The organism is Falseniella ignava, from assembly GCF_002847645.1.
Classification (GTDB): Bacteria; Bacillota; Bacilli; order Lactobacillales; family Aerococcaceae; genus Falseniella; species Falseniella ignava.
In genome coordinates, this window is the sequence record NZ_PKHE01000006.1 from 1 (window position 1) to 16,193 (window position 16,193).

19 protein-coding genes are annotated in these 16,193 nt (G+C 38.3%); all 19 read left to right on the forward strand.

Features of this window, described 5'->3' with window-relative positions; translation table 11 throughout:
- The first annotated feature begins 189 nt into the window (after nt 1-189).
- The 19 genes from CYJ57_RS03235 (at nt 190) to eno (ending at nt 16,162) form a co-directional block, all read left to right on the forward strand.
- Nucleotides 190-1,386: a glycosyltransferase family 4 protein gene (locus CYJ57_RS03235; protein WP_101954055.1), complete on the forward strand. Its 1,197-nt coding sequence runs from the start codon at nt 190-192 to the stop codon at nt 1,384-1,386.
- Nucleotides 1,387-1,485: 99 nt separating this feature from the next.
- On the forward strand, nt 1,486-1,716 hold the full coding sequence (locus tag CYJ57_RS03240; RefSeq protein WP_006702141.1) for a YkuJ family protein: 231 nt from the start codon (nt 1,486-1,488) through the stop codon (nt 1,714-1,716).
- Between the two features lie 122 nt (nt 1,717-1,838).
- Nucleotides 1,839-2,363, forward strand: coding sequence for a YqeG family HAD IIIA-type phosphatase (locus tag CYJ57_RS03245; protein ID WP_101954056.1), 525 nt, complete (start codon nt 1,839-1,841; stop codon nt 2,361-2,363).
- Entirely contained in the window at nt 2,356-3,465 is a 1,110-nt protein-coding gene (gene yqeH, locus CYJ57_RS03250; RefSeq protein ID WP_101954057.1) for a ribosome biogenesis GTPase YqeH, read from the forward strand. The genes CYJ57_RS03245 and yqeH overlap by 8 nt, the downstream gene beginning before the upstream one ends.
- Before the next feature lie 10 nt (nt 3,466-3,475).
- Nucleotides 3,476-3,784 carry a ribosome assembly RNA-binding protein YhbY gene (gene yhbY / locus CYJ57_RS03255; protein ID WP_006702144.1) on the forward strand — a complete coding sequence of 103 codons (309 nt, stop codon included), beginning with the start codon at nt 3,476-3,478 and terminating at the stop codon, nt 3,782-3,784.
- A 13-nt stretch (nt 3,785-3,797) separates the two neighbouring features.
- Nucleotides 3,798-4,478: a nicotinate-nucleotide adenylyltransferase gene (locus CYJ57_RS03260; protein WP_006702145.1), complete on the forward strand. Its 681-nt coding sequence runs from the start codon at nt 3,798-3,800 to the stop codon at nt 4,476-4,478.
- Nucleotides 4,479-4,487: 9 nt separating this feature from the next.
- On the forward strand, nt 4,488-5,084 hold the full coding sequence (gene yqeK / locus CYJ57_RS03265; protein ID WP_006702146.1) for a bis(5'-nucleosyl)-tetraphosphatase (symmetrical) YqeK: 597 nt from the start codon (nt 4,488-4,490) through the stop codon (nt 5,082-5,084).
- A gap of 32 nt (nt 5,085-5,116) precedes the next feature.
- Nucleotides 5,117-5,443 carry a ribosome silencing factor gene (gene rsfS, locus CYJ57_RS03270; RefSeq protein ID WP_269556271.1) on the forward strand — a complete coding sequence of 109 codons (327 nt, stop codon included), beginning with the start codon at nt 5,117-5,119 and terminating at the stop codon, nt 5,441-5,443.
- Nucleotides 5,444-5,445: 2 nt separating this feature from the next.
- Nucleotides 5,446-6,210, forward strand: coding sequence for a class I SAM-dependent DNA methyltransferase (locus tag CYJ57_RS03275; protein ID WP_101954058.1), 765 nt, complete (start codon nt 5,446-5,448; stop codon nt 6,208-6,210).
- A gap of 11 nt (nt 6,211-6,221) precedes the next feature.
- The gene (locus CYJ57_RS03280; RefSeq protein WP_180764371.1) at nt 6,222-7,370 is read left to right on the forward strand and encodes a nucleotidyltransferase family protein; all 1,149 of its coding nucleotides are present in this window, start codon (nt 6,222-6,224) and stop codon (nt 7,368-7,370) included.
- Between the two features lie 90 nt (nt 7,371-7,460).
- A complete protein-coding gene (locus tag CYJ57_RS03285; RefSeq protein ID WP_101954060.1) occupies nt 7,461-8,015 on the forward strand; it encodes a YceD family protein in 555 nt (184 codons plus the stop codon).
- A gap of 19 nt (nt 8,016-8,034) precedes the next feature.
- The gene (gene rpmF, locus CYJ57_RS03290; protein WP_006702151.1) at nt 8,035-8,202 is read left to right on the forward strand and encodes a 50S ribosomal protein L32; all 168 of its coding nucleotides are present in this window, start codon (nt 8,035-8,037) and stop codon (nt 8,200-8,202) included.
- Between the two features lie 117 nt (nt 8,203-8,319).
- Complete coding sequence (clpP, locus tag CYJ57_RS03295; protein WP_006702152.1) at nt 8,320-8,925, forward strand: ATP-dependent Clp endopeptidase proteolytic subunit ClpP; 606 nt, start codon at nt 8,320-8,322, stop codon at nt 8,923-8,925.
- A gap of 237 nt (nt 8,926-9,162) precedes the next feature.
- Nucleotides 9,163-10,203 carry a sugar-binding transcriptional regulator gene (locus CYJ57_RS03300; protein WP_101954061.1) on the forward strand — a complete coding sequence of 347 codons (1,041 nt, stop codon included), beginning with the start codon at nt 9,163-9,165 and terminating at the stop codon, nt 10,201-10,203.
- Nucleotides 10,204-10,230: 27 nt separating this feature from the next.
- Entirely contained in the window at nt 10,231-11,238 is a 1,008-nt protein-coding gene (gene gap, locus CYJ57_RS03305; protein ID WP_006702154.1) for a type I glyceraldehyde-3-phosphate dehydrogenase, read from the forward strand.
- Between the two features lie 98 nt (nt 11,239-11,336).
- Nucleotides 11,337-12,527 carry a phosphoglycerate kinase gene (locus CYJ57_RS03310; protein WP_006702155.1) on the forward strand — a complete coding sequence of 397 codons (1,191 nt, stop codon included), beginning with the start codon at nt 11,337-11,339 and terminating at the stop codon, nt 12,525-12,527.
- A gap of 15 nt (nt 12,528-12,542) precedes the next feature.
- Nucleotides 12,543-13,301: a triose-phosphate isomerase gene (gene tpiA / locus CYJ57_RS03315; RefSeq protein ID WP_101954062.1), complete on the forward strand. Its 759-nt coding sequence runs from the start codon at nt 12,543-12,545 to the stop codon at nt 13,299-13,301.
- Entirely contained in the window at nt 13,301-14,836 is a 1,536-nt protein-coding gene (gene gpmI / locus CYJ57_RS03320; RefSeq protein ID WP_101954063.1) for a 2,3-bisphosphoglycerate-independent phosphoglycerate mutase, read from the forward strand. The genes tpiA and gpmI overlap by 1 nt, the downstream gene beginning before the upstream one ends.
- A 30-nt stretch (nt 14,837-14,866) precedes the next feature.
- The gene (gene eno, locus CYJ57_RS03325) at nt 14,867-16,162 is read left to right on the forward strand and encodes a phosphopyruvate hydratase (RefSeq protein WP_101954064.1); all 1,296 of its coding nucleotides are present in this window, start codon (nt 14,867-14,869) and stop codon (nt 16,160-16,162) included.
- Nucleotides 16,163-16,193 lie beyond the last annotated feature (31 nt).

Here is a 16,193-nt window from a genome sequence, read left to right on the forward strand (position 1 = left end):
CCCAGTTGGCAGAGCAAGTGTACTTACATTATTGAACCGCCGTATACGAGAACCGTACGTACGGTGGTGTGAGAGGACGACTAATCAACTAATGATTAGTCTCCTACTCGATTATTGGAAAGCTGTTTTTATTGTGCTGCTTGCTGTGTTATAATAAAGCATATTATACGATGAGTCTGGAGGGATTATGTGCGAATTGGGATGTTTACAGATACATATTTTCCGCAAGTTAGCGGTGTATCGACTTCCATTGAGTTACTGAAGGATCAGTTGATTCAATTAGGGCATGAAGTTGTTATTTTTACAACAACCGATCCGAATGCACAAGAAACTCCTGGAATTGTTCGTTTACCGAGTATTCCATTTGCAAGTTTTGAAGATCGACGAATTGCGTATCGAGGATTTGATGATTGTCTAGCGATTGCGAAAGAATATAACTTAGATATTATCCATACTCATACGGAGTTTAGTTTAGGTTTGGCAGGTAAGTATGTTGCAAGTAAAATGAATATTCCTACGGTGCATACTTACCATACGATGTATGAGAATTATACGCATTATATATGGAATGGCATGTTGATCAAAAGACAACATGTAAAATGGTATTCAAAGCTATTTTGTAGTCAAACGCAAGGCGTCATTGCGCCAAGTCGGATGACTTATCAAACTTTGCTCGATTATGGCGTCAAAGTTCCGATTCAAATAATTCCAACGGGAGTTAAACTACCAAAATTTGATCCGAATATTCGTCATGAACTTCGACAACAAATGGGCTTGAGAGAGGATGACTTAGTGCTCCTCTCGTTGAGCCGTATTTCCAAGGAGAAGTCGATTGATGAAATTATTGAGGCATTTCCTAAAATTAAACAATCCTATTCAAATGCCCATTTGCTCATTGTCGGAGATGGTCCACAGCGGGCTTCGCTTGAAGCACTTGTACGTGGTTACGGATTAGAAGATGTGTATTTTATTGGTGAAATTGATCACAAAGAGGTATTTCGCTATTATCAGATGGCTGACATTTATGTTAATGCGAGTGAATCTGAATCACAAGGGTTAACTTATTTAGAAGCTTTAGCGAATCGATTGCCAATGATAGCGAAGCACAACGAGTATCTCGACATGTTAGTTAGCAAACCTAGCTATGGGCGACTCTATACTGCATCAGATCAACTAGCTAATACCGTGATTGCTTTCCTCAATCATCGAGGGCGTGGTATGATTCAAGAAATCAATCAAGAGGATTTAAAACAAATTTCGGTTGAGGTGTTTGCGGATCGTATATTAGCTTGCTATGAAGAGGCGCTACAAGGAAATTCAAAAGGGACGACAACGTTTTTTAAATATATTGCAGGCGCAGCTCGCAATCTCTTTAGCATTCGATAAATAGAATAAACGTTACTATTGCATTTATTTCTAACTTTGTTAACATAATTTAGATGTTGTACATAACAGAAGTTTTGAAGTGATGAAAGGAATAAAAATATGAAACCATCAGTACTCACAGGAATTATCCAACGACTAGAAGCTATGATCAAATCGCAACACGAAGAGAATGAAGTGCGTCGATTTGAAGTGGATGGAATCGAAAAGTGCCAAGTAACTTATCATAATGATAACGATACTTTTACGCTTTACGATAGCTTGAATAAAACTGAATATCAATTCGACAACCTAGATTTAGTAGCGATTGAAATTTATGAGCTTCTAAACTAATTTAGACTCCCGGAAAATGGTAAATAAGTGGTCGTGCTTATTTACTATCATCTGGGAATTTTTTATTTGTGTTAAAAATGGTACAATAGGAGTAATTTATAAGATAGTAGGAGTAGACATTGATGAGAAGATTAATTACGCCAACGTGGCATGTGAATTCGCTATATTCTTTAACAGCCAGTGATTTATCAAATCACCAGATTGAGGGAGTGATTTGTGATTTGGACAATACATTAATTGATTGGAACGAAGTTGATGCCACTGAGCGAATGATAAATTGGATTCATCAATTAGAAGGAGCTGGAATCCAGGTCTACTTGTTGAGTAATAATACGAATGAACGGCTTGAACAGGCAATTGGAGGCCATCCGTTCAGCTATCATGCAAATGCGATTAAACCACTCCCGCATGGGTATCACCGAGTTCTAAAAGAGATGAAAATTGATAAAGAAAAAGTCGTCGCAATAGGCGACCAAGTAATGACGGATATTATTGGTGCAAACCTTCAAGGAATACGCAGTATTTTAGTGAAGCCAACGGCGCCCAATGACAATATTTATACTTGGTTGAATCGACGGATTGAACGATTGGCTTTAAAATGGGTTGGAATTGAGCGAAATACAGATTGGGGGGATCAACTTGACTAATGAAGTATACCAATGCATTGGTTGTGGCGCGACAATACAAACTGAAGACCCTGAAGGGTTAGGTTATTTACCTGCCTCAGCATTAGCCAAAGGATTGGTCCAAGAATCTTTCTACTGCCAACGTTGTTATCGCTTGAGACACTATAATGAGCTAATTGATTTAGCATTAGATGAAGATCTATTTCTTCAACGATTATCAAGTATTGCTTCAGACGATGCTTTTGTGATATTAGTAGTTGATGTTTTTGACGTTGAAGGAAGTATTATAAGTGGGATTCAACGCATGATTGGCGAGCAACCATTTGCGGTTGCTGTAAATAAGTTTGATTTATTGCCTAAAGTAACGCGCCAGAGCAAAGTTAAAGAATGGGTTCGCCAAATTATGAATTCAAACCATCTGTATCCTGAGTCTGTTATTATTACAAATGGTATGAAGCGTTCTGGCATTGAAGCATTAGTTGAACTGATTGAACAATATATCCATTCTAAAAATATTTATATTGTAGGAATTACAAATGTTGGTAAATCAACACTAATTAATCAACTAATACAGCACTACGGCGGTGAACGTGAGATTATTACCACCTCAAATCATCCTGGAACAACACTTGATATGATTCAGATTCCTTTGACTGATGAGCATAGCCTCATTGATACACCGGGTATTATTAAGAAGTCACAATATGCGCATTATCTATCCCGTGATGAATTGAAGGAAGTTTTGCCAAGCAAACCGCTTAAACCTAAAACATATCAGCTGAAAAGTGAACAGACTTTATTTTTAGGGGGATTAGCTAGAATCGATGTTAAAACACAAGCAGACAAAGCGGCAGTTACTTTGTATGTAAATTCATCCCTATACATTCACCGTACAAAAACAGAAAAAGCTAGCGATTTTTACGAAAAGCATCTCGGAGAGTTGTTAAATCCTCCACATCAAAAAGAGGATTTTCCAGAGCTGAAAGCTCAGTCCTATCGTTTATCAGGGAAGGAAGACTTAAATATATCAGGTTTAGGATGGATAACATCTAATGCTCCGATTAATTTAACAGTTTGGGTACCAAGAGGTATTGCTGTCACTAAGCGACCATCAATTATTTAAGGAGGTAACAATGAATAAAAAACAATTGAAGTTTTTAAGAAGTGAATCACACCAAATTAAACCGCTTTTTCAATTAGGGAAGAACGGTCTGACGGAAGAATTCATTCATCAAATTGATTTAGCATTAGAAAAACGTGAGTTGATAAAGTTTCATATTTTACAAAATTCAGATGAGGAATTAAAGGATGTTACTTCGGAGATTGCGAATCAATTGGGAGCAGAAATTATTCAAGTTATCGGAAGTACAGCGATTCTCTATCGTCCTGCCAGACAAACAAAAAATCAAAAGTTGAGTTTGCGTGTTAACGCACTAAGATAACGAGGAGACGAGTATGAAAAAGGAGTCAACGCTTTACGAAGTAAATGTTGATATCGAAGATTTTTTGCGACCGGTCTACTTATCGAATACTCAGCTTGAAACTTCTGAATTTCGTCCTAAACGAATTGGTATTTTAGGTGGAACCTTTAACCCTCCGCACTTGGGGCACTTAATGATGGCAGAGCAAGCAGGAACTCAACTTGAGTTAGATCAAGTATGGCTGATGCCAACAGCGAAGCCACCACATGCTCCAGGAAAGCAAACGATTGCGGCATCACACCGTTTAGAGATGGTACGATTGGCGATTCAATCTAATCCTTTATTAGAGGTACAGCCATATGAGGTTCATCGTGGAGGTAAAAATTACACGGTGGATACGATGGAATATTTTAAAGAGGCCTACCCAGATTATGAGTTTTATTTTATTATGGGAAGCGATAGTGCTAACGACTTACCATTATGGCGTAATGTGGATCGGTTAGTTGAATTGGTTCAATTTGTTGGCATCCGCCGGCCAGGACAGCCCGCTTATACGGGGAAATATCCCATTATATGGATCGATTCTCCAATGATTGATTTGAGCTCAACCGAAGTGCGTTTGAGAGTGTTTCTTGAACAGTCGATACGTTATCAAGTGCCAAATGAAGTGATGGACTATATATATAAACATCAATTATATTGTGATCAAGCATAGGAGGGTATAATGAGAGCGTGGGATACCTTTATTTCTATTTCACGAGATGAATTGATTGATTTGTTAAAAGACCAATTGTCAGCTCAACGCTTTGAACATGTATTAAGTGTCGAAAGCACAGCGCTCAACTTAGCTAAACAAATCGGTTTCGAAGAATATAATCAGGTGAGTATCTGTGCTTTATTACATGATCTATGTAAAGAAATGCCAGAACAGGAAATGTATCAATTAGCAATTCAATACCAACCGGCGCTAGCAGATTACGATGGAAATGGTGCCATTTGGCATGGAGCGGCTGCTGCTCAATATGCTAAAAACCATCTTGGCGTTAAAGATCAAGAGATTTTGCAGGCCGTCTCGGACCATACAATTGGGTCTGTTGAAATGTCATGTTTAAGTCAGCTGCTATTTGTAGCAGATTATATTGAACCGGGAAGAACATTTGAAGAGGCAAAAAAGGCTAGGGAAGTAGCGAATCATTCATTAAAAATGGCTACCCGTCAAATTATGCAACAGACGCTACTTCATCTTGTTAAGTTAGAAAAAAATGTTTATCCTCCAAGTGTTGTAATCTACAATCATTGGATGGAAGAAAGGAATGACTAAAAATCGAAGAAACAATAAACAAAATTAAATTAATCGTACAACATGCACATGACCGCTTGGCGCAAGAAATTACGGTACTTGATGTGCGTGAGTTAACACCTGTAACAGATTACTTTATTATTATGCACGGTCGGAACGGACGACAAGTTAAAGCGATTGTTGATGAGATTGTCGAATGTGTTCATCAAGCGGGTTATGAATTGTTGAGTGTTGAAGGGAAACAAGATGGGCAATGGACGTTGATTGACTTAAATGACGTCGTCGTGCATGTTTTCTTAAATACCGAGCGAGAATTATATGGTTTAGAACGAATTTGGATAGATGCTCCTGAACTAAATATTGAAGAATGGATTGATTAACCATGGGCTTTTCAAAATTAGCCCAAGTATACTCACGTTTTAATGATGAATCAGCTTACTTTGACTGGATTACTTTTGTCGAGCAGTCTTTGGATAAACGTCCATATACACTTCTTGATTTAGCTTGTGGCACAGGCGTTTTAACGGAAATGATGGGGGCATTAGCGGATGAAATTATTGGGATTGATTTGAGTCCCGAAATGATCTTCCAAGCTCAGGAGACATTGGTTCACCCCTACTCTAATGTGTCCTTTAGAGTAGCGGATATGACGCAATCGAGTGCTTATCAATGGGTAGAGGGATACGATGTCATTACTTGTTTCTTAGATTCCCTTTGTTTTTTAGAGGATGAGACACAGTTAAGTCAGACGTTTCATCAAGTCTATCAACATTTAAGTGAGAGAGGACAATTTTTGTTTGATGTTTGGACACCGTATCATATCCGCTATGGTTTCAATGGCTTTGAATATTTTGACTATGATGAATCTACCGCACTACTTTGGGAGAGTTATCCAACAGAAGCCCTAGAAGAAATTGTAGTGGAACATGATTTAACACTTTTTATCCAAAAGAACGGTAATCTATATGAACGAACGAATATCACGCTCGTCGAGCGTAGTTACCCGTTAGAAGTATATATGCATCATCTTACAGAAGCAGGTTTTGCGCAGGATGATATTCAAGTCTATGTAAATCATGGACGAGAAATATATGATCCAAGTCGACATCACGAGACACCCCGTTGGTTTTTCCGTTGTTATAAATAATGAGGTATGCCATGAAAAAAGTGGGAATTCTTGCAGAGTATAATCCATTTCACCGAGGTCATCAGTATCAATTACAAGTCATTCGTCAACAATTCCCGGAAGCGACAATCATTGTTGCAATGTCAGGAAATCAATCGCAGCGTGGAGAATTTACATTGATGGATAAATGGACTCGAAGTCGATATGCGATTGAAGCTGGAGCTGATATCGTCGTGGAGTTGCCAGTCATTGCTTCGCTCCAATCGGCGGATTATTTTGCGGATTGGGGAATGCGAATTTTATCAGGCATGGGAATCGATACTTTAGCATTTGGGGTAGAAACCTTGGATCTTAATTCTTTAATTAAGATTGTTGAAGAGATTGAGACCAATCAATCGATGATTGATTTGACGCTACAGAAAGAAATGAGCTCAGGCGTCAGCTATCCGGAAGCTTATTCGAGAAGTATTGAAGCTCATCTTGGAGAAGTGGCGGCTGAACATTTTAATGCACCTAACCATATGTTAGCAGTAAGATATATCCAATCGATGAAACGATGGAACAAAGAGGTAAACTTTATGGCAATCCCTCGAAGTCAAACAACATTTGACGGGGAGACAATACTGTCTGGAACGCAAATTCGTGAGCACTATTTAACAACAGGTGAAATAATCGCAGTTCCCTATCCAATTCAAGTTGATCAAGGGGTGGTGCTAGAGGATTATTATCCTTATTTGAAATATCGGATTATGAGTGATCAACCAGGTGGTTTGGAACAAATATTTGATGTTAAGAACGGTTTAGGTCAGTATATATATGAAACAAATCAAAAAGCGAATTCTTACGATAAATTAGTAGAATTGTTAACAAGTCGGCGATTTACACGATCGTCAATCCAGCGTAAATTGTTACGGATTATGTTGAATTTTACTGATGAGAAATGGCAGCAATCGATTGATCTCCAACAAGAGATGCCAACAGTGCGTCTATTAGGAATTTCATCACGAGGTAGGGTACATCTTCGAATGGAATCATTGAAAACAACCATTTTTACGCGGTTAAATCGTGAGGTCAGCCCTTATTATCAACTTAATTTGACGCTAGACCAAATCTATCAAAATAATCTGAAGCGCATGATTAATGAACAAAATATCGAAAAAATTCCGTTTTTAGGTAAATAGGCTGGAATTATGCCGAAAAAACTTGTTCTGTATCTTGACTTTAAGGCTTGAATTCCATATAATAAAGCTTGTTGCTTTAGAGGTGATATTATGAAGTACACAATTCGTGAAATAAGAAATAGTTCCGAAGCGATTGTTGAAGTGGATCAAATTATTTCGATTCAAGATGAGTTAATCGACCGTCAAATTAATCTCGAAATTCAAAAAGAGCCACGTTTAAAAGGATATTTTACCTATGACAATCACGAAGTTACCTTGCATGGGCAAATTGATGTCACATTAATTCTCCCATCAAGTCTATCTTTGAAACCTGTCGTGTATGACTTAACGATTCCAGTGAGTGAACGGTATGTTGAAGCTCAGTATGATGGGAATATTGAAGACTATGCAGAAACAACGGTTGTGATTACAGATGATACAATTGATTTAGTTGATTTAGTTACGGATTTAATATTGATTAATATACCTACCAAAGTCTATGGTCCAGACGAAGATGAAGCACATCTTCCCCATGGAAAAGATTGGGAAGTTATAACAGAGGCCAACTATATTGAGCAGCAAAGTGAACGTCGCCTACAATCTGAGGATTCGCCGTTTGCCGCTTTGCAACAATTATTAAATGACCAAGAAAGAAGCGATTCTTAAATTGTAGGAGGTGGATAAAATGGCAGTACCTAAGCGTAAAACTTCAAAAGCTAGCAAGAGAAAACGTCGTACACACTTTAAACTTCAAGTTCCAGGGATGAACGTTTGTCCTGAATGTGGTGAATTAAAAATGAGTCACCGTGTATGCGCGAATTGTGGCTACTATGACGGTAAAGAAGTAATTTAATGTAATTTCACGGCTAAGTCGAAAGATTTAGTCGTTTTATTTTTAAAACAAAAAATTTGTCTTTCTTTGACCATTAAGGTAAAATAATAATTGTTGACAAAGATAGGAGGTTTTTATATGAATTTAATTCCAACAGTAATCGAACAAACTTCACGGGGAGAACGTGCGTATGATATTTATTCACGCTTATTAAAAGACCGTATTATTATGTTAAGCGGAGGAATTGATGATCAATTAGCAAACTCCGTTATCGCTCAATTATTATTTTTAGATGCCCAAGATCCTGAGAAAGATATCTATTTATATATAAATTCACCTGGGGGTAGTGTAACAGCTGGTATGGCTATTTATGACACAATGCGCTTTATTAATGCCGATGTACAAACGATTGTGATTGGGATGGCGGCATCCATGGCCTCAGTATTGCTGGCAGCAGGGGAGAAAGGGAAGCGTTGGGCTTTACCAAACTCCGAAGTAATGATTCATCAACCGCTGGGCGGCGCTCAAGGTCAAGCAACAGAAATTGAAATTGCAGCACGCCATATTTTAAAAACGAAAGAACGTTTAAATCAAATTTTAAGTGACTTAACAGGTCAACCTTTAGAAGTTATTGAACAAGATACTGATCGTGATAATTTTAAAGATGCGGATGAGGCTCTTGAGTACGGTCTGATCGATGGTATTATGAAAAATAGTAAAGAATTGAATAAATCAAAGAAATAAACAATAGACTCCTTTGATTCCAAAATTGGATGAAAGGAGTCTTTTTTTGTACACATTCCCTCATTGGACAGTTAATGTCCAGTATATTATAAAACGATTCACCTTTTCACTTGTCTTTAATCAGAATCAATGGTACTATGTTACTGTAACCGTGAGAAATGAATGTTTGTGGCTATGTTAATTTGTGATTACGCATTGGACTTAATTTGACCAACTGCTTATAGGGAGTGAAGGTCGATGAATGATTATAAAGAAATTCAAGCACTTGCTCCAGAGATTGCCTCATTAGTTGATATGCGTTTAAGTATATTGCAAGTGATTGATCGAGAACAGCTTATCGGACGTAAATCTTTAGCTCAAAAAATTAATTTGAGCGAGCGTGTGACGCGTTCTCAAGTCGAAGTTTTACGAAATCAACACCTAGTTAATGTTAGCCCGTCGGGTATTGAACTTACCGATGAAGGACGAAGGATTTACCAAATACTAAATCCTTTACTAAGTATTACATACAATTCTCAATGTTATCAGCTACAAGAACAACTTAAAGCTAAACTCGGAATTGCTCATTGTGTCGTTGTTCCGGGAGATGCTGGAGAAAATCCGGCGATATTTGATGAGCTGGGGAAGGCTGTTGTCCAAGTACTTGGAGATTATTTGCCAGTAGGTGATAATACAATTGCTGTAACAGGTGGCACAACTTTGTCGAAAGTAGCTCATCAGTTTGATCTATCTTTAGCTAAAAATCGTCAGTTAACATTTGTTCCTTCACGAGGAGGGTTAGGTCAAGAAATTGACATTCAATCGAACTCAGTTGGAAATGTGATGGCACAGCGGACTTCGGGAAGTTATATTCCACTATTTATTCCTGAAAATATCACGCTTGAAACATCAAAGATATTAATGAACGATGAAGAAGTTGCTTCAATTGTCGCTAAAAGTAAAAATGCAGATTGTTTGATTCTCAGTGTCGGAACAGCTAAAGTTATGGCTGAGAGAAGAAAAATTAATTCCGATAAGCTAAATCAAATTAATGATTATCATGCGGTTGGTGAAGCGTTTGGTGCCTTCTACAATCGCCAAGGAGAAATTGTCGCTAGTTACCCTCGAATAGGCCTAAAGTTTAAAGATTTAGAGCAAATTCCTTTAGTGATTACCGTCGTAGCTGGTGAAGAAAAAGCTGACGCAGTGGAGGGATTCTTCCATTTGGCACCACGTCACAGTTGGTTAATTTGTGACGAAGCGATTGCATTAAAGATTTTAAACGGGGAAACCCTTTGAAATAAATATCCTTAAGGAGGAAATGGAATGACAGTAAAATTAGCAATTAATGGTTTTGGACGTATTGGACGTTTAGCATTAAGACGTATTTATGAGGTAGGTGCAGATGTTGAGATTGTTGCAATCAACGACTTAACTGATAACGATAACTTAGCTTATCTTTTAAAATATGATACAGCACTTGGACGTTTACCTTACGACGTTGAAGTAAAAGGTGATTCAATTGTTGTTGACGGTCATGAAATTAAAGCATTTGAAGAAAAAGATGCAAGTAAATTACCTTGGGGTGAATTAGGAGTAGATATTGTCCTTGAATGTACAGGTCACTACAACTCAAAAGAAAAAGCACAAGCACATATTGATGCTGGGGCAAAACGTGTATTAATTTCAGCACCCGCAAAAGATAAAGAAACAAAAATGGTTGTATTCGGTGTTAACGAAGACATTCTTGAACCAACGGATACAATTATCTCAGCTGCGTCATGTACAACAAACTCACTTGCACCTGTCGTTAAAGTATTAAACGATAAATTCGGATTGAAAACAGGTAACATGGTGACAGTTCACGCTTATACAGCAACTCAAGCATTACAAGACTCACCAAACGCTAAGAGCGCTCGTTCTGGACGTGCAGGAGCTCAAAACATTATCCCTGCATCAACCGGTGCTGCGAAAGCGATTGGTCGCGTAATTCCAGAAGTTAATGGATTACTTGATGGATCTGCATTACGTGTCCCAACGATTACAGGTTCACACACAATCCTTTACTCATTATTAGGTAAAAATACAACGGTAGAAGAAATTAACGCAGCGATGAAAGAAGCAGAAACAGACTCATTCGCATACAACGAAGATGAAATTGTTTCAGCCGATACCATTGGATACCCAGCAGGAGCAATTTTTGATGCTACTTTAACTTCTATTCAAGAAGCTGAAGATGGATCTCAATTAGTTAAAACAGTATCTTGGTACGATAACGAATCTGGATTTACAGGTAATATGATTCGCTTACTTGAATATTTCGCTAAATTGTAGTCCTTAGAATTTTACAATTCTAGACGTCAAACCAAACGGCGGGGAGGCGTAATGCTTTCCTGCCCTTTTTAGATATTCGCTATATTAGGAGGAATAGAATGGCTAAAAAAACGATTAAAGATTTACAACTCGATGGCAAAACGGTCTTAGTCCGGGTTGATTATAATGTTCCGATGAAAGACGGTCAGATTACAGATGATAACCGAATCGTTGCCTCACTTGAAACATTAAACTACTTATTGAAACATGATTGTAAAATTGTACTATTTTCTCACTTAGGTAAAGTAAAAGAAGAGGCAGATAAAGCCAAAAATAATTTAGCTCCCGTTGCGAAACGCTTAGGCGAGTTATTAAACCAAGAAGTACAGTTTGTTCCAGTTACTCGCGGTGAAGAGCTTGAACAAGCAGTTGCTAATTTACAATCTGGTCAAGTTCTATTGGTTCAAAACACACGTTATGAAGATTTAGATGGTAAGAAAGAATCTAAAAATGATCCAGAACTTGGAAAATATTGGGCATCATTAGGAGATGTATTTATTAATGATGCGTTTGGTACAGCACACCGTGCTCATGCCTCAAACGTTGGTATTGCTTCACATTTACCAAATGGTATTGGCTATTTAGTAGCGAAAGAGGTTAAATATTTAGGTGAAGCCGTTGACCATCCGGTGCGCCCATTTGTAGCCATTTTAGGCGGTGCCAAAGTTGAGGACAAGATTAAAGTCATCGAGTCTTTACTGACTAAAGCAGATAAAGTGATTATTGGTGGAGGGATGGCTTACACTTTCTTGAAAGCTCAAGGAAAAGAAATCGGAAAATCTTTATTAGATGAAACCAGCTTGGATTTTGCTAAAGATATGTTAGCAAAAGCGGGTGATAAGTTAGTCTTACCGGTTGATATTGTGGTAGCAGATGAGTTTTCTAACGATGCTAACCATCAAGTCGTTAGTGCTGACGAAATTCCAGCAGACTGGGAAGGGTTAGATATTGGACCGAAATCGGTTGAATTATTCAAAGATATCCTTTCAGAAGCGAAAACCGTTGTTTGGAATGGACCGATGGGCGTCTTTGAATTTGAACAATTTGCGCATGGTACCAAAGCGATTGCTGAAACATTAGCAAACTTAGATGGAGCTAATACGATTATCGGTGGCGGAGATTCTGCTGCAGCGGTAATTCAAATGGGATTTGAAGATAAATTATCACACATCTCAACGGGTGGCGGAGCTTCATTAACTTATTTAGAAGGTTCTGAATTACCTGGAATTGCTTCGATCGACGACAAATAATAAAGGAGAGATGATATGTCACGCAAACCGATTATTGCCGGAAATTGGAAGATGAATAAATCATTGGAGGAAGCCGTTGAATTTGTTAAAGAAGTTCAAGACAAATTACCGGATGCTTCAGTAGTAGAATCTGTTATCGGAGCCCCTGCATTATTTCTGCCAACAATGATTCAAACACGTACGAATGATCAACTAGTGATTGCAGCCCAAAATTGCTATACTGAAGATGCTGGTGCTTTTACGGGTGAAATAAGCCCTAAATCATTAGCGGAAGTGGGTGTTCAATATGTAATCATTGGACATTCTGAACGCCGGGAATATTTTAATGAAAGCAACCAATTTATTAATGAAAAAGCGAAAGCCATTTTCCGAAATGGAATGCTTCCGATTATCTGCTGTGGTGAATCACTTGAACAACGTGAATCGGGTGAGACAGAACCATGGATTAAAGAGCAGATTACTGAAGCGTTGGCTGGACTTAATGCAGATCAGGTCAAACAATTAGTGATTGCGTACGAACCTATTTGGGCAATTGGTACAGGGAAATCTTCTTCTGCGGAACTTGCGAATGAAACTTGTGGTTTTATCCGTTCAGTGGTTGAAGAGTTGTATTCTCAAGACGTTGCCAATGCAGTTCGTATTCAATATGGCGGTTCTGTTAAGCTCGATAATATTGCACAATATTTATCCGAAGAACATATTGATGGCGCATTAGTGGGTGGAGCAAGTCTAGAACCAACTTCATTCATTCAATTATTGGAGGCGACTTGTTAATGGAACATAAGCCAGTTGCTTTAATTATCTTGGATGGATTTGGATTACGGGATGAAGTTATTGGGAACGCCGTAAAAGCGGCAAATAAGCCGAATTTCGACCGATACTGGAATCAATATCCACATAATCAACTCAAAGCTTGTGGCAATGATGTTGGTTTACCCGAGGGTCAAATGGGGAACTCTGAAGTAGGGCACTTAAATATCGGAGCTGGGCGCATTGTTTATCAATCATTAACGCGGATTGATCGTTCGATTGAAGAAGGAGATTTTTTTGAGCGTGAAGCGCTAGTTGAGGCGATGACCCATGCAAAAGAGAATGATAAAGCATTGCATTTGCTCGGATTATTATCCGATGGGGGCGTGCATTCGCATATCAATCATCTTTATGCATTGCTTAAAATGGCTAAACAATTTGGTCTGGAACGTGTCTACGTTCATGGTTTTTTAGATGGTCGTGACGTGGCACCTGACACTGGATTGAAATTTGTCCAAGAGACTGAAGAGAAGTTCAAAGAGATTGGTGTGGGACAATTTGCTTCAATTTCAGGTCGTTATTATGCAATGGACCGTGATAAGCGTTGGGAACGAGAAGAACTTGCATATCGCGCCATGGTAGATGGCGTTGGCCCATCTTACCCAAGTGCAGCAGCGGGAATCGAAGCTTCTTATCAAAGTGAAGTCTTTGATGAATTTGTCGTTCCGTTTTATATTTCATCAAAAGATCACCCGGTAGCAACAATTAATGATGAAGACTCAGTCGTATTCTTTAACTTTAGACCGGATCGTGCGATTCAAATGTCTACAATCTTAACCAATCCTGGATTTGATAAATTCGACCTAGGAGAACATGCACCTAAAAATATTCAGTTTGTTTCATTTACAGAATATAGTGCAGAGGTGTTAGGTTCAATTGTTTTTGAACCGTTAGATTTAAAAAATACGATTGGTGAAGTATTACAAGATGCTGGTAAAACACAGCTTCGTATCGCAGAAACCGAAAAATACCCTCACGTAACTTTCTTTATGAGCGGCGGTCGCCATAAAGAATTTACTGGAGAGAAACGCATTTTAATTCCGTCACCAAAAGTGGCAACGTATGACTTAAAACCAGAAATGTCTGCATATGAAGTGAAAGATGCTTTAATTAATGCGATTAATCAAGATAATCTTGATGCAATTATATTAAACTTTGCTAATCCAGATATGGTAGGACACAGTGGAATGTTAGAACCAACGGTTAAAGCGATTGAAGCCGTCGATGAGTGTCTAGGTGAGATTGTTGATCTAATCTTATCAAAAGGTGGTTATGCGATTATTACTGCAGACCATGGTAATTCGGATGAAGTTGTGACCCTTGAGGGCGAGCCAATGACGGCACATACGACCAATCCCGTTCCGGTGATTGTCACAAAAGAGGGAATTGAACTTCGATCTGGAGGACGCTTGGCCGATTTAGCGCCAACCCTACTTGATCTACTTGATGTTGAAAAACCTGCCGAAATGACAGGTGAATCATTAATTGTTAATAAATAATTTTAAGAAATTTAAAAGGAGAAAATAACTATGTCATATATTACAGATGTCTATGCTCGTGAAGTTCTAGATTCTCGTGGTAATCCAACAATTGAAGTTGAGGTTTATACTGAAAGTGGTGCTTTTGGTCGTGGAATGGTTCCTTCGGGAGCTTCTACAGGTGAGCATGAAGCCGTTGAGTTACGTGATGGTGATAAGAGCCGTTATTTAGGTAAAGGTGTTACAAAAGCTGTGGATAATGTGCATGAAATTATTGCACCAGCTTTGTTAGGTTTTGATGTTCTTGAACAACAAGCGATTGACCAATTCATGATTGAATTAGATGGTACGCCAAATAAAGGTAAATTAGGCGCTAACGCAATTCTTGGTGTTTCAATTGCCGTAGCACGTGCTGCTGCAGACTACTTAGGAATTCCGTTATATCATTATCTAGGTGGATTTAATACGAAATTATTACCAACACCGATGATGAATATCGTCAATGGTGGTTCTCACTCTGATGCACCGATTGCTTTCCAAGAGTTTATGATTATTCCAACAGGTGCACCTACTTTCTCAGAAGCATTACGTTGGGGTACTGAAGTTTTCCATGCATTAAAAGATATCCTTAAATCTCGTGGATTAGAAACTTCTGTAGGTGATGAAGGTGGATTTGCACCACGCTTTGAAAATACTGAAGATGGTGTTGAAACAATTATCGAAGCTATTAAAAAAGCAGGTCTTAAACCAGGTGAAGATGTCTTCTTAGGTTTCGACTGTGCTGCTTCAGAATTCTTTGAGAATGGTGTTTATGATTATGCTAAATTCGAAGGAGAAGGTGGCGCAAAACGTTTGATTGAAGAACAAGTTGACTACCTTGAAGAATTAGTTAATAAATACCCAATCATTTCCATTGAAGATGGTATGGATGAAAATGACTGGGAAGGTTGGAAGCTATTAACAGATCGCATTGGAGATCGTGTTCAATTAGTAGGTGATGATTTATTTGTAACAAACACTGAAATTCTTGAACGTGGTATTCGTGAAGGAGTAAGTAATTCAATCCTAATTAAAGTTAACCAAATCGGTACATTAACGGAAACATTTGATGCTATCGAAATGGCTAAAAAAGCAGGATTTACGGCTGTAGTATCTCACCGTTCAGGTGAAACTGAAGATTCAACAATCGCTGATATTGCAGTAGCAACGAATGCAGGTCAAATTAAAACAGGTTCATTATCTCGTACTGACCGTATTGCAAAATACAATCAATTATTACGCATCGAAGACCAACTGGGTGATGTTGCGCGTTACGATGGTGAGAAAGTATTTTACAATATTAAGTAATTAAAGAGTGAATAAAAGTTGGAGTTTGGCT

Coding starts and splice junctions, on each gene's coding strand:
- gap (WP_006702154.1), top strand. CDS start 10,231: ATGACAGTAAAATTAGCAATTAATGGTTTTGGACGTATTGGACGTTTA.
- gpmI (WP_101954063.1), top strand. CDS start 13,301: ATGGAACATAAGCCAGTTGCTTTAATTATCTTGGATGGATTTGGATTA.
- CYJ57_RS03280 (WP_180764371.1), top strand. CDS start 6,222: ATGAAAAAAGTGGGAATTCTTGCAGAGTATAATCCATTTCACCGAGGT.
- CYJ57_RS03310 (WP_006702155.1), top strand. CDS start 11,337: ATGGCTAAAAAAACGATTAAAGATTTACAACTCGATGGCAAAACGGTC.
- tpiA (WP_101954062.1), top strand. CDS start 12,543: ATGTCACGCAAACCGATTATTGCCGGAAATTGGAAGATGAATAAATCA.
- CYJ57_RS03260 (WP_006702145.1), top strand. CDS start 3,798: ATGAAAAAGGAGTCAACGCTTTACGAAGTAAATGTTGATATCGAAGAT.
- eno (WP_101954064.1), top strand. CDS start 14,867: ATGTCATATATTACAGATGTCTATGCTCGTGAAGTTCTAGATTCTCGT.
- CYJ57_RS03245 (WP_101954056.1), top strand. CDS start 1,839: ATGAGAAGATTAATTACGCCAACGTGGCATGTGAATTCGCTATATTCT.
- CYJ57_RS03285 (WP_101954060.1), top strand. CDS start 7,461: ATGAAGTACACAATTCGTGAAATAAGAAATAGTTCCGAAGCGATTGTT.
- CYJ57_RS03300 (WP_101954061.1), top strand. CDS start 9,163: ATGAATGATTATAAAGAAATTCAAGCACTTGCTCCAGAGATTGCCTCA.
- CYJ57_RS03275 (WP_101954058.1), top strand. CDS start 5,446: ATGGGCTTTTCAAAATTAGCCCAAGTATACTCACGTTTTAATGATGAA.
- yhbY (WP_006702144.1), top strand. CDS start 3,476: ATGAATAAAAAACAATTGAAGTTTTTAAGAAGTGAATCACACCAAATT.
- rpmF (WP_006702151.1), top strand. CDS start 8,035: ATGGCAGTACCTAAGCGTAAAACTTCAAAAGCTAGCAAGAGAAAACGT.
- CYJ57_RS03240 (WP_006702141.1), top strand. CDS start 1,486: ATGAAACCATCAGTACTCACAGGAATTATCCAACGACTAGAAGCTATG.
- yqeK (WP_006702146.1), top strand. CDS start 4,488: ATGAGAGCGTGGGATACCTTTATTTCTATTTCACGAGATGAATTGATT.
- clpP (WP_006702152.1), top strand. CDS start 8,320: ATGAATTTAATTCCAACAGTAATCGAACAAACTTCACGGGGAGAACGT.